14 protein-coding genes are annotated in these 13,225 nt (G+C 57.3%); 10 read left to right on the top strand and 4 right to left on the bottom strand.

What is annotated here, in order from left to right:
• Window positions 1-31 precede the first annotated feature (31 nt).
• Complete coding sequence (locus ACZ6WW_RS20275) at window positions 32-496, bottom strand: hypothetical protein (RefSeq protein WP_465275810.1); 465 nt, start codon at window positions 494-496, stop codon at window positions 32-34.
• Window positions 497-1,031: 535 nt separating this feature from the next.
• On the opposite strand from ACZ6WW_RS20275, the gene ACZ6WW_RS20270 reads away from it, so the two are divergent.
• The 7 genes from ACZ6WW_RS20270 (at window position 1,032) to ACZ6WW_RS20240 (ending at window position 9,106) form a co-directional block, all read left to right on the top strand.
• Window positions 1,032-1,490 carry a hypothetical protein gene (locus ACZ6WW_RS20270; protein ID WP_465275809.1) on the top strand — a complete coding sequence of 153 codons (459 nt, stop codon included), beginning with the start codon at window positions 1,032-1,034 and terminating at the stop codon, window positions 1,488-1,490.
• A 1,009-nt stretch (window positions 1,491-2,499) separates the two neighbouring features.
• The gene (locus ACZ6WW_RS20265; protein ID WP_465275808.1) at window positions 2,500-4,194 is read left to right on the top strand and encodes a serine hydrolase; all 1,695 of its coding nucleotides are present in this window, start codon (window positions 2,500-2,502) and stop codon (window positions 4,192-4,194) included.
• 350 nt (window positions 4,195-4,544) lie between these two features.
• On the top strand, window positions 4,545-4,898 hold the full coding sequence (locus ACZ6WW_RS20260) for a YciI family protein (protein WP_465275807.1): 354 nt from the start codon (window positions 4,545-4,547) through the stop codon (window positions 4,896-4,898).
• Window positions 4,895-6,148 (top strand): RNA polymerase sigma factor, encoded by a 1,254-nt coding sequence (locus ACZ6WW_RS20255; RefSeq protein ID WP_465275806.1) that lies wholly within the window; start codon window positions 4,895-4,897, stop codon window positions 6,146-6,148. Before ACZ6WW_RS20260 ends, ACZ6WW_RS20255 begins: the two co-directional genes overlap by 4 nt.
• Window positions 6,149-6,323: 175 nt before the next feature.
• Window positions 6,324-7,073 (top strand): DUF4253 domain-containing protein, encoded by a 750-nt coding sequence (locus tag ACZ6WW_RS20250; protein WP_465275805.1) that lies wholly within the window; start codon window positions 6,324-6,326, stop codon window positions 7,071-7,073.
• Between the two features lie 397 nt (window positions 7,074-7,470).
• Entirely contained in the window at window positions 7,471-8,583 is a 1,113-nt protein-coding gene (locus tag ACZ6WW_RS20245; protein ID WP_465275804.1) for a hypothetical protein, read from the top strand.
• A gap of 28 nt (window positions 8,584-8,611) precedes the next feature.
• A complete protein-coding gene (locus ACZ6WW_RS20240; RefSeq protein ID WP_465275803.1) occupies window positions 8,612-9,106 on the top strand; it encodes a hypothetical protein in 495 nt (164 codons plus the stop codon).
• A 147-nt stretch (window positions 9,107-9,253) separates the two neighbouring features.
• Here the strand turns inward: ACZ6WW_RS20240 and ACZ6WW_RS20235 are convergent, their stop codons facing one another.
• The 3 genes from ACZ6WW_RS20235 to ACZ6WW_RS20225 form a co-directional block, all read right to left on the bottom strand.
• Window positions 9,254-9,706 (bottom strand): hypothetical protein, encoded by a 453-nt coding sequence (locus ACZ6WW_RS20235; RefSeq protein ID WP_465275802.1) that lies wholly within the window; start codon window positions 9,704-9,706, stop codon window positions 9,254-9,256.
• 159 nt (window positions 9,707-9,865) lie between these two features.
• Window positions 9,866-10,432 carry a hypothetical protein gene (locus tag ACZ6WW_RS20230; RefSeq protein WP_465275801.1) on the bottom strand — a complete coding sequence of 189 codons (567 nt, stop codon included), beginning with the start codon at window positions 10,430-10,432 and terminating at the stop codon, window positions 9,866-9,868.
• Window positions 10,433-10,485: 53 nt separating this feature from the next.
• Entirely contained in the window at window positions 10,486-11,073 is a 588-nt protein-coding gene (locus tag ACZ6WW_RS20225) for a TetR/AcrR family transcriptional regulator (protein ID WP_465275800.1), read from the bottom strand.
• A gap of 108 nt (window positions 11,074-11,181) precedes the next feature.
• Here ACZ6WW_RS20225 and ACZ6WW_RS20220 point away from each other — a divergent pair, with 108 nt between their 5' ends.
• The 3 genes from ACZ6WW_RS20220 (at window position 11,182) to ACZ6WW_RS20210 (ending at window position 13,169) form a co-directional block, all read left to right on the top strand.
• Complete coding sequence (locus tag ACZ6WW_RS20220; protein ID WP_465275799.1) at window positions 11,182-11,832, top strand: glutathione S-transferase family protein; 651 nt, start codon at window positions 11,182-11,184, stop codon at window positions 11,830-11,832.
• Between the two features lie 60 nt (window positions 11,833-11,892).
• Complete coding sequence (locus tag ACZ6WW_RS20215; RefSeq protein WP_465275798.1) at window positions 11,893-12,252, top strand: hypothetical protein; 360 nt, start codon at window positions 11,893-11,895, stop codon at window positions 12,250-12,252.
• Between the two features lie 86 nt (window positions 12,253-12,338).
• Window positions 12,339-13,169, top strand: coding sequence for an endonuclease/exonuclease/phosphatase family protein (locus ACZ6WW_RS20210; protein WP_465275797.1), 831 nt, complete (start codon window positions 12,339-12,341; stop codon window positions 13,167-13,169).
• Window positions 13,170-13,225 lie beyond the last annotated feature (56 nt).

Below are 13,225 nucleotides of genomic sequence, written 5' to 3'. Positions count from 1 at the left end.
ATCGTCTCTTAAACCTATTTGGTTAGTTCGGCTACGCCCTCACATCGATACCGATTTTTGATGTGAGGGCGAATATGAAATCAGACAACTTACTTGTTGTCGCTTCAACTTCGGCATAGCCAGCGTTGCTGTCTTTGAAGTAGGGAGTGGCCTTCAGCGATTGCAGCGACGCTTGGTGGTGCTGAAATACTTCTAAAGCATTGATGGGCTCGTTCCCATCGACTTGCTGCACCAGCATGAGCGCTGCCGAAATCTCGGAGATTTGTCCCTCAGTGAAAAGGACGGAGGCCAGCTTGCCCAACTCCTTCGGAGTGATGTTCGTCAAGTCGACACCCGTCAATGCCTGTTTGACATTGTCCGAGGCAGACGCCATGGCGTCACTCGTGGAGCTATTTTCAATGGGATTGTCAACGTAGCCATTATAATTGGCATAGCGCTGCTGCAATGTGGCGCCATTGGAATTGGCGGCTGGTGTTCTGACCGGAACAATCTGCACTTTAGTTCTCCTTGCCTAGATCGGCTATGACGTGCGCTGAGCATCCTTGGAATCGCTTGTTCCGCCTGCAATGTATCGGCATCTTCTTTGCTTTTTTTAGCTTCAACTGCCAACGCTGTATCCCGACGTGGTGTAGGCGCCTGGCTAACGGGGGATAAGGGGACGCGATGTTAAGCGACTCGGGAGCTTTCGGAATGTCGATCCGCTTCGGCGATGTGCGCCAGTAGAACGCTTCATGCCATGGCTGAACTATGTAGCGCAGTCTTGCTGGTGTGTGAAGCCTCATGCTCCGCCAGCCATGAATCGAAGTCTCGGGAGTTCCGATGCATGTCACCCAGCGTGGCGTTAATCGATGCGCAACTTTTCTAGACGACAAGGATCGTGGCTATTGCCCACACCAAGTTGGGATAAAGAGCATGCAGTTGAAGCTAAAAGAAACAAAGGAGATGCCGATACATGATGTATGGCAAGTAGAGCACGCGAGCCAAAGGATGCTCAACGCACGTCATGGCCGATCAAGGCAAGGAGAAATAAAGTGCAGATCGTTCCGGTTAGAACGCCAGCCGCCAACTCCAATGGTGCCGCATTACAGCAACGCTATACCAATTATAACGGTTACGTTGATAATCCCATTGAAAATAGCTCCACCAGCGATGCGATGGCATCCGCATCCGACAATGTCAAGCAGGCATTAAAAGGTGTGGATCTGACAAATATCACCCCAAAGGAGTTGGGGAAACTGGCGGTCACTCTTTTCTCCGAAGGACAGATCTCCGGCCTTTCTGCAGCATTTATGGTGGTCCAGCAGGTCGACGGCAACGAGCCCATGAATGCTTTACAAGCGTTTCATCTTCCCGAGACATCAATGCTTAAGAGAGACTTCCTATTTAAAAATAGCATTGATTTTTATGCCGAAGTTGACGCGACGACGAGTAAAATGTCTGATTTTATACTCGCCCTCACATCAAGGATTGGCATTGATGTGAGGGCCTGATAATAACCAGACTCAAGAAACTGGACGGTTATAACTGAGCTTATATGGAGAACTTCCCTCCGCCTTTAAAGAGTAACCTACAATCCGGTATGCGCCCGGCGCACTATTGGGCAAATAAGCCGGGGCCCCTTGGGTATCGCTATCAAACACTGGCCTCCATGTGCCACCGTCCAGAGTCTGGACCTGATACCTGCCGTGAATGCTGACCATTGAGGCTGTAATTACACCGGTACATCGGGTGGACCACGAAGCCAAGATGATTGGATCTTGAGCAAATAATGCCCCAGTAACCTGGTTGCCGTTGGAGTATATGAGGCACCTGCCAATGGCGGTTAGTGGCTCGGCCGTATTTAATTGAGTCGCATTGCTCGGCTCAATAGCGGCAATCTGAGATGCGTTCGCAAAGGACTGTGTAGATTGTGCAGCGCTGACCGAAAGAGCCGATGTGGCGATCAAAGGGAAAACAAGTAGCCGAAGCCTCATCGAAGAATCCTTTTCGCATGGCGCCGAATTGGCGCCATACAAGTGTTCATGCACGATGACTTCGATCCGTGCCACGCATCACGGTCGCTGCTCTCCAGCACAAACGCCCACGCGCCGAATCTAATTTTCCTGACAACTTCCGCTGCAAACGCCGCGCTTGGACATTCAGGCAACGGGAGATAGGGAGGGATGGAGCACGGTAGTTAAACGACTCGGCTGCTCCCGAGACGCCAAAACAAAAGGGGGCAGGTTCCTTTTTAGCCAGGAAAAGTGCTCTGACCCGATTGTTTTTCGTTTGTCCCTCGAACTAACACGTCAATTGCACGCGCGTGCCCCAGAGGTCCTCAGAACCATTTTCATAGGCAATGACATCGGACCCGCAACCATTCTCTCGACCGTCTCAGCTAGCAGCATCGCCATCACACCGCAATGGGCAAGAGCACACTGGTAACGGTAAGGCTCCGACGGGCAATTTGGGCGCATAGGTCGCAATTCCGACATGCACCCACACAGGAGCTGGCGTCCCATGAAGCTACCTCAACTCGCGTTGCTTTCAGCGCTGGTGTTGGCAGCCAGTCCGCAGGGACATGCAGCGGCCCCGGCCGCAAGCAAGCAACAGCAGGTCGACGCCTTATTCGCAAAATGGAACAGCCCTGACACGCCGGGTGCGGCAGTGGAGGTGGTCAAGGACGGCAAGGTCGTCTATCGGCACGCCTTTGGTATGGCCGACATCGAACAAGGTCGCGCGATCACGCCATCGACGATTTTCCATGTCGCATCCGTATCGAAACAGTTCACCGCGCTTTCTGTGCTGCTGCTCGCACAGGACGGCAAGCTGTCGCTAGATGATGACGTGCGTCGCTACCTGCCTGAGCTGCCCGACTTCGGCCAAGTCATCCGGATTCGTCATCTGCTCAATCACACCAGCGGACTGCGCGACCAGTTGAATTTGTTGTCGATGGCCGGGTGGCGCATGGACGACGTGATCACTGGCGACGACGCGATGCGCTTTGTTCGTCGCCAGCACGCCCTGAATTTCGCGCCTGGTAGCGAGTTCGAATACTGCAATACCGGCTACACGCTGCTTGGCATGATCGTCGAGCGGGTATCTGGAAAATCACTGGCGGCGTTTTCGAAGGAACGCATTTTCGACCCGCTGGGTATGAAGCACACTTTCTTTCACGAGCAATACAGCACGTTGGTCCCAGGCCGCGCGCAGTCCTATCAGCCCTCGCCAAGCGCAGGCTACGAAGGCATCGCCTTATCATTTTCAGTCGTGGGCCCCACCAACCTGTATACGACGGCGGACGACCTCGCTCTGTGGCAGAAAAATTTTGATGATGCACGCGTCGGCGGCAAGCCGTTACTGGCTCAGATGCAGACGCCGGCCAAGCTCAACGACGGCACGGCCACCGACTATGGCGACGGCGTTTTTGCCGGCAGCTATCGCGGGCTCAAGACCATCGGCCACGACGGCGCGGATGCGGGCTTCAGAAGCAACCTGCTGCGTTTTCCCGATCAGCACCTGTCGGTGGTCATCGTCGCCAACGGCGCTGACCTTCATGTAACGCAGCTGGGCGAACGCATCGCGGACATTTACCTCGATGGCAAGCTCGATGCGCAGCCGACTCCCATTCCCGACTACAGCAGCCGTACCGAAGTACCGATCGACCCGGCACAGCTGGATGCCTTGGTGGGCACGTACGCGTTGGAGAACGGCTCGGCCATCACGTTCGCCAAGGAGCACGGCCACTTGGTGGGCTGGACCGCAGGCGATGACAAGATGCCGTTCTACGCCGCAGGCGAACGCGAGTTCTTCGCCAAACTGGTCAACGCCCAATTCACCTTCGACCCGCCCGGCGCGGACGGCGTGATCCAAGGCGGTACTTGGCGCCGCAATGCGCGTGTAAAGCATGCCAAGCGCATCGCGCCCATGAAACTGCCTGATCCGAAGGCACTAGAAGGCGAGTACTACAGCGACGAGCTGCACGTGCTCTACACCGTCACCGAGAAAGACGGCAACGTCGTGCTCAGCTATTCACGCGGCGACATTGCGCTTGCCCCATTCGACAAGGACAGCTTTGTTGGTCCCTGGCCGTTCGGTCTCGTCCATTTTCAGTGCGCACCGGCGAGCGGCTGCACCGGCTTCACCGCGACCGAGGATCGCGCGCGCGATGTGCAGTTCAACAAGGTAACCATCGTCGACGCAGGCAAGCGATAAACGATTGGAATGGGGGATCAGGAGATCTCTCACCCCGTGTGTTACCCGCCTGAGGCCGGGACGAACGGCTCGCCCCGCTAACCGACGTCACTGGGTCCCGGCCTGCGCCGGGATGACGGGTAGGAGAGGTTGTTCGAGGGCCCTGAAGCCGTTCCCGATAGTAAGGGGGCAAGGATATGGTGGGTCGCCGTGACCTGGGCTTATCAGCACCTTGCGGTGTGTCCGACTCTTGAGCCTGGCTAGTGTTAAAGCCCTCGTTCTCGAGGTTTAAGATGGAGTGTCCAAACTGCAGCCCTTCGCACGTCATAGGGGTGGCGGCGCATGGTGCCCGCCTCCAACGGAGAATCCCAATGCAATATCTATTGATGCTTTACGCGGACGAGAGTGGCTGGGGCAAGATGTCGAGGGCCGAGCAGGAGCAGGGCGTTGCCGCTTATGGCGCTTACACGCAGGCGCTGAAGGCGGCGGGCGTATGGGTGGGCTCCAACCGATTGAAGGACACCGATACTGCGACCACGGTGCGCCTGGTCAACGGTAAATCGCAGGTGCTCGACGGCCCCTACGTGGACAGCAAGGAGCAGCTGGGCGGCTACTACCTTATCGAAGTGCCAACCCTGGATGAGGCCCTGGCCTGGGCCGCACGTTGCCCAGGCGCAGGCCACGGCACGATCGAGGTGCGCCCGGTTTGGGACATGACGGGGTGAATAGCGGGGTGCAGGCGCGCGACGTAGCCGATGCCGTCGCGCGCCGCAGCTACGGCAAGCTCGTCGCCTTCCTGGCCGCCGACACGCGTGATGTGGCGGCGGCTGAGGATGCGTTGTCTGAAGCCTTCGCCATTGCCCTGGCGGAATGGCCGGTCAACGGTTGCCCGGCCAATCCGGAGGCTTGGTTGATGACCGTTGCGCGTCGAAAAGGCATCGACGGAATGCGGCGTCGCCGCACGGGTGAGGCCGCAACCGCGCAACTACTCATGGCTGCGGAGGATCAATCGTCAGCATCTGCAGACGCCGGCACCGACATAGAGATTCCCGACAAACGACTGGCCTTGTTGTTCGCTTGCGCGCACCCGGCCATCGATACCGATATCCGTGCGCCTTTGATGCTGCAGACGGTATTGGGGCTGGATGGGAGGACGATTGCTTCGGCGTTTCTCACCTCGCCGGATGCGATGAGCAAGCGACTGGTTCGTGCCAAGCAAAAAATTCGTGCAGCGGGTATCCCGTTTGCCATTCCAGCGCGCGATGAATTGGCGGGGCGGCTGGATGGTGTACTGGATGCCATCTATGCCGCCTTTGCGGAAGGGTGGAGCGATCCCGGCGGCACCGACGTGGCTCGGCGTGATCTCACCTCCGAAGCGCTGTTTCTTGCCCGACTGGTCGTCGTGATGCTGCCACAGGAGCCGGAAGCGCTAGGCATGCTGGCGTTGATGCTGCATGCGGACGCACGACGTAGTGCTCGGCGGAATACGGAAGGTGGCTACGTACCGTTGGCCGATCAGGATGTCTCGCTGTGGGATGCGGCGATGATCGACGAAGCTGAAGCATTGCTGCGACATGCAAGCACCCTCGATCGTATAGGTCGCTACCAGCTCGAAGCGGCCCTGCAGTCGGCACATGTCGAGCGTCGCCGCACCGGGCGCACCGATTGGACGGCGGAAGTACAACTCTACGATGCATTGCTCGCGCTTTCTGGCTCGCCAGTCGTGGCGCTCAACCGCGCACTGGCCATTGCAGAGTGGAAGGGGCCTGCTGTTGCGTTGGATATTGTCAATGCGCTTGCCGACGATGGAAGGCTGGTCCAATACCAGCCGTATTGGGCTGCTCGGGCCGCATTACTGGCCCGAACCCGCGCTTACAGCGAAGCCCATGATGCTTACGACATTGCGATTGGTCTTGAACGCGACCCCGAAGTTCGCCGCTTTTTGCAGACGCAGCAGGCCAATTTGCCTCACTGAGCGCCGTACCTGTCTCGCCAGGATTCCTGAAAGGAAATAAGCGACGCATTCTGGGACATCCAAGAAATGCTCCTCCATGCAGCTTTCCACACGTCACGCGATAAAGCTTACTAGCAAGTTGCCATTGCCTCGGTCGATAGGGCAAATTGTGTCGAAGGGAACAGGGGAATGGGATATGCGTGACTGGCTTAAGCTTTTCGGCTTCAGGAAGCCGAGCCTGCCTGTGAGTGTGGCATCGCCGAACGGTGCCTCCGACATGGAGGGCGCTTCGTTCGACGTTCGCATCGTCAGCGGTACAGAGGCATGGACTACGCTGCAGGAGTTGCGCAAACAGCCGGGCGTGGTGCCCGTGGTCTTTGGTGACCGTAGGGACTATGACAACATTACAACTGTGATGGGCATGGGGGACGCATCGTTCGACGACTACGTGCGTTCTGGTGCGGCGTTGGATATAGATCAGTGGGTAGCGGGCCGGGTCGAAGAAGAGCCGGAATACTACAGCACGGATGGTCCCGAATTGGCGGCAGGAAATGCACAGCAGCCAGGATTATTGACTGTCGTTTACGATGTTCTGTCGGGTCAGCCAAAGGCCGAAGTCTTTATCGGTCTGGTGCCTGTACAAGAGCCCTGGCAGGTTCCTGCTTACCTGAAAATCGGTGGCTGGAATGAGTGCCCGGGAGCTGACATACATGTCGCATTCTTCAAGCGCTGGTACGAGCAGTTCGGCGCGGCGGTGACCAGCATTTCCTCCGATGTCATCGAGTTCACTGTAGAGCGCCCTCCACAAACGATGGAAGAAGCCCGCCGGCTCGCGCACGAGCAATTCATTTACTGCGCCGACATCGTTCATCAGGGCGTGCAGACTGAAAGCAACCTGGCGAAGGCGCTGTTAGGCAGTGGTAACTGGTTTTTCTGGTGGGATTGATAGACAGGGGCATCCTGAAACTGTAGGTGGCATATCTCGGCCACCCAAGAAATTTGCTTAATGGATGGTGCCCTGCATATCGTGTCCTGGGTATCGCGCTCGCGCGAAGTTGCTGGAAGTCTTCGGCGCGTCCCTATGCGTGTGATCGCAAATTCATTCGATATTGGCGTACTTGCGTCGATAATTGGACCGCCACATACTTCCCAAGCAAATCGAAGAGGTCTGTCGCATCAGGGGAAAATATGCTTGGCTTTGTATAGCGCCGTCCACGCGGCGTTTTAGGCTTGCGACTTCCAGGTAGGCAGGTTCGGCCGCCGTGATTCCCTGTTCTGCTTTTCTATCCAGTCGGGTGCGAAGAGTACTCGGCTGGCTTCGATAGTTCGAGTTGCTCACTCGTGTGAGCCCGCTTGCCGATATCTACGTCATTCGCGACAGGGGAATTATGAAGAAGCTTTTTTTAGCTCTGACACTGCTGGCCTGTGCCGGCTGTGCTCCCGTAGTTACCAAGGTCAGCGTACCGGACATTGCCAAGTCGGACACGTTGCATGTCAGCGATACAAGGCCGGCAACGGAGAAGAAGGACGAGATATTCAGTTTGATGATCACAAGCAAGCAATACGGGGTGATGCGCGCGGGAGACGCCAAGCTGTCGCCACCGCCGCTGCGACTGTTGCAGCACGAGGCCTTCGAGAAGTTCGTCGCTTCGGGTCACACGCCAGTGGTCACGGTCAGTCACTTTGTGATCTATGAAAATATGCGATCGCAACTCCGCTCGGGTGCCGTCGGCGCGGGGCTGGGTGGTGCTCTAGGCGGAGTGATCGGCAATGCCATCGCGTCGCACGATGCTTCGGCCTTGACGACCATTACAGATGACAAGTCCTTCAATGGTGTTTCCGACGAATATCAGCGTGGGCTATATACGAATGCCGAGAACCCGGACAAGGCATCGGTCTACATCATTTATGTCGAGACTGACATCGATGGAAAGAAAGTGTTTACCCGGACCATTGCGGCCATGAAGCCACACGGTGAGGAGAAGAATACATTGCCGGGTGCGGTGCAGCTTGCGATCAGAAATCATCTCTCCCACTACGACGCAGGCATGACAACTGCCAGGGCTCCCGCTTCTGGAGTGCTCGCAGGGAACGCCAATGCATCATCGGAGTCGACTAGCGCTCCGCCTGCCTCGGTTGAAGTTTCAGCGACAACCTCAGCGGCTGCGCGCGGTCCTTCCGCCATGTCGGAGTCCGCTACATCCACATCGCCTTCTTCCGGCCACGCGCCTGTGACATCTACTGAGGCGCAGGGTGAGACACAGGCCGAAGCGCAACAGGGCCTGGCAGGCGTGGACGCCGATGCGGCACAGAGCGTGGCCCACCAAATGGGATGTGGCAGTGTTCGCGATAACGGCGCCTCGACATTTACAGCCCAGTGCAGTGGTTATGGCGTGGTGATCGCCTGCGACGGTGGCAAGTGCCACCCCACGCATACCACCAGGAACGAGCACTAAGCCTGCGCAGAGGGATATAGGGGAACGTATGAGTTTTGTGGATGGAGGGACAGCAGTCGTGGAGTGCTCGGGCCTTGAATATCCCATTGTCTACAAGGTAGTCCCGTGGGTTCGCATTCTGGTCATATTAGGCGCGCTGGCCTTCGGCCTGGGATGGACCTATATGGCTTTCACTCCGCCTTACGCCCATGGGAAGACCGTCTTCAATCCGATTCTCATAGGCGTGGACGTTTTGGTGATCACTGGCCTGGTCTACGGCGCGGCTTGGGCACTCATTGCGCGAATCACCTTGCATGGCGACCGCTTCGAACAGCGCAAGCCGTTTATTCATAGGGTGCTGAGAGTCGACGATATCCTCGGTCGCCGATACACAAAGGGTCGTGGCGCGGGCTACCCGGTGATCGTGCCGAAATCGGGCGTGGCATTTTCTATCGACTCAACCTCGTATGGGCTGGACGCGCGCTTCAGTCGTTGGTTCGCTCAGCTGCCCGATCTCGATTGCGAAGGGCCACGCACCTTGTGAGGGGACATCCAGGGCACCCAGGAAATGGATATCCAGATGGTGGACGTCCCGTTCCGCCATCCCGTTTCATCGATGCCTCAATAAAGCTGTAGACAAGGCCCTCAGTCCGTTTGTGCGCACACGCATTCAACCTTGCCGCGCTTCCAGTCAGTGCTTGCAGGCAGGCGTACTTTTTCCGCAGATGTGATCCATGGCATCGAAACGCTGCCGGAGGGTGTCACAGGCCGGCTTGGCTGCGTCGCACAATAGGCTGGTGCGTGTTTCGGCATAGGTGCCGAGATTGACTACGCGGCGACGTACGACCGCTGGATATGCCATGGATTTGGGGCCAAATACCCACCACATGGTCCAGCGCTGCGATTTGTTTTCGTATTGGGTGATCCCTGCAGCCTCAAGTTCGGGCACATTGGATTTGGTGTAGGCAGAGTCCTTGGTGATGGCCGCGGCAGCGGATTTAGCATCTTTGAAGCCCGCTGGTTGGTCGTCGGCTATCAAACCGTCCTGTTTCATATAGTCCATGATGGACTGTGCGGTCACCACGCCACTCCATGCCGCGGCCCCAAGACAGATCACCAATGCACTGCACTTAAGCTTTTTCATGGGTATCCCCTGTTATCAAGAGCGGCATTATGTCCACATCGAAACTAAAACAAAGGGAAGGCTCCTTTGTTTGGCTCGAGACTGCAAGGGGCGAAAGAAGTTGCGCTCAGGGAAGCCTGGCCAGCGTGCGCATTGCTGATCTGGTGAGCGCGAAAGGGATCAGGTGTCCGAATGAATCGAGAAGCGATAACTAATGTCTGCCTGCGAGGTGGCGCGCGGCTTATCGGCCTTTCTCAAAACAAACTCGAAAGCCGGTTCAAGCCAGCCGTTTCTCAAAACCTCCCCTCCGAAAATCTCCAGCTCATACCAGCCATTTTCAAGCTCAACTGCAGGTCTGCCGGGTTCTTGGTAGCGAGCCAGGAGTCGTTGTAGCGCATCGTCAGTAAAGCTTGACAGTATTCGCCACGTGAAGAGCATGACCGATCGATTCTCGACCCGTAGCACATATCCGCCACGCCGATGCTGCAAGCGATTCCCCGCCTTGAGTAACTCGGGCGTTTCCTCGGAAAGGTTGAAGATGATGGTGTATGGGTGATTCTCTATCCCTGCGAGCGGGACGACGATGCCATCGCGCACAGCCTTCTCGCCGCTATCGTTGCTTACAAACTCCGACGCCAGATCGTCATCGAGATGATTCTGATCCTTGTATCGCTTGAGCAGCAGAATGTCACCGACAAGGAAGTAGTCGATCAGATCGTTAAGAACCTCGGAGAACTCGTAGCGCATAGCTGTCCGGAATATAGCTTCAGTTTTAATGGGTAAAGGCAGCTCTTACGTTATCAACCGGCATCCAGCAACGCGAGCGCCTGATGTCTGGCCGAAGCCCGCAACGACTTCCGCAACCCCGCATCATTCGTTGTCCGCGCCAAAACCATCCCGCCCACGCACAACGCCACCATCGTCTCCGCTCGCCGATCCGCATCGCTAATACCTTCAAGCGCCGCCCGATAGATATAGCTCATGCCGCGAATCAGATCGGTATAGGCCTGTTGCGGTTCCAATCCCGCGCGAGCAACGTCGGAAGGTAGGGCGTACAACGGGCAGTGCATGTCGATGTTCTCCAGCACTTCGTCACTCAGGTAGAGCTCGATCAGCATCTTGGCCAGTTTTTGCGGATCATCCAGGTCTTGCGCAGCATCGGCGGTTTGCACGGCGAAGGGATTGCAGGTGACGAAGCTGGCGACGGCGGACGCGTAAAGGTCGTCCTTGCTGCGGAAGTGGTGATAAAAGGCGCCGCGGGTCAGGCTGGCGGAGGCCATGATCTGGTCGATGGTGACCTGCTCGAAGCCATGGCGGTTGAACAGGCGACGGGCGGACTCGACGATGCGGGCGCGCGTCTGGGCGGCATGTTCGGGGCTATAGGGCATGGTGGGTACCTCCTGGCGCCTATATAGCAAGCTTGCAGAATATGTTCTTTAACATATTTTGCTGCTGCGTAAGCTCGGCCACCGGTACAGACCACCGGAGGCAACAGCATGAAGATCTACTGGTTCAAAGCGCAGGCACCACGTCGCGTACTGGCCCTGGCCAAGCACCTCGGCGTCAATGCTGAATTTATCGAGCTGGACCTGATGGCAGGCGCTCTAAAGGCGCCGTCCTATCTGGCATTCAATCCCAATGGCAAGGCACCCACCTTGGTGGACGGTGACTTTGTGCTGTGGGAGTCGTCGGCGATCATGACCTATCTGTGCATCAAGGCCGGTTCGGACATGTGGCCGGTCAATCGCCCCGATGAGCAGGTACAGATAATTCGCTGGTTGTCATGGAATGACAATCACTGGCTGCGTGCTGCCGGCACGTTCTACTTCGAGAACCTGGTCAAGGTGGTGTTCCATATCGGCGAGCCCGACCTTGCGCAACTGGAAGCGATCGTCCCCGAGTTTCACCATCTCGCGACGATTCTGGACAAGCACCTGGAGGGGCGCGACTTCGTCGCTTGCGACCGGCTCACCATCGCGGACTTTCAACTGGCATCGATGGCCTGCGATTGGCATGAGGCGAAGATGCCGATGAGCAAATATACAAACATTGTGCGCTGGCTCGATGGCCTGATGACTATGCCGGGTTGGGCTAATCCATGGCCCGCCATGGAGACGCAGCCTAGACCTGTCGCGGCGCACGCTTGAAGAACGGAGCGTGGCCTGATCTTGGAATTAGGTTCGGCACCAACCATGGGAGAGTGGATCGTGAAGAATTACCTCGTTGTCTACATAGGCTCGGAAGCATCATTCAAGGCATCCGGTTGGAACGACCTGAGCGAAGCCGAGCGGCAGGAGCGGGAGAGGCAGGGCATGGCAGCCTGGGAGGCCTGGGCGCAGGCCCATAAGGCTGCGATCGTCGATATGGGCGCGCCGCTGAGCCGAACCGTCCGTGTGTCTCCACGCGGCACGGAAAATATCAAGAACGCCTTGGCGGCCTATACCGTGGTACGTGCCGAATCGTACGAGGCGGCGGCGAAGATGTTCGAGGGACACCCGCACTTCACGATCTTTCCCGGGGAATCGGTGGAGATCATGGAGTGCTTGCCGGTGCCGGTAAAAGCGTGACGACTCGCGGGGAATGGGTGCTCAGACGGTACCGTTTTGCTTCAGTGCCGCTATAGTCGTCGGGTCATTCCGAAGAAGCCGAACCTATGCCTCGTCTCTCTCGAATTACCCTCGCTATCGTCATGGCCGCTATCGCGCTGCCCGCGCTCGCGGGGGAACTCAAGGTGATGACGTTCAACGTTCGAACGTCGGCTGCTCAGGATGGGCCCAACGCGTGGGAAAAACGGCGCGATCTGTTCGCTGACACCATTCGGCAGCTGCATCCCGATGTGATCGGCACGCAGGAATTGAACAAGCGGCAGGGCGACGACACGGTGGAGCGTCTCCCCGAATACACCTGGTTTGGCCGCGACCGTTTCGGTGGACATGCCGACGAACACATGGGCATCTTCTATCGTAAGGACCGGCTGAAAGTTATCGAGTCCGGCGATTTCTGGTTGTCCGATACGCCGGACAAGGTGGCCAGCATCACCTGGGGGAATATCTTTCCGCGCATGGTCAACTGGGCGTTGTTCGAGCGCCTGTCGGACCACAAACGCTTCTACCTGCTGGATACGCATTTCCCGTATCGCGACCAGGACGAGGACGCCCGCTCGCGCGGTGCAAAGGAAATTGCCGCATGGATTGCCAAGTTGCCGGCGGGCACGCCGGTGATCATTACCGGCGACTTCAATACGGGCCCGGAAAGTCAGGCGCACAGCACGCTAACCGCGAGCTTGAAGGACGCATGGGATAGCGCGCCGAAGCGCGAGGGCCCCGCCAAGACATTTCACGATTTCACCGGTACGCCGACCGAGCGCATCGATTGGATTCTCTATCGTGGCGTACAGCCCATTGATATCCGTACTGTGACGACCTCGAAGGATGGGCGATACCCATCGGATCACTTTCCGGTGTTTGCTGATTTCGTGTTTTAAGGGCGAGGCCGGCAAAGAATTTCTGTGGCGAGTGCCTGATATTCTCTCGTAGGGAT

This window comes from Dyella sp. NPDC103356, from assembly GCF_055584465.1.
Note: the sequence above shows the minus strand (reverse complement) of the source record. Positions and strands in the feature narration are given on the sequence as shown.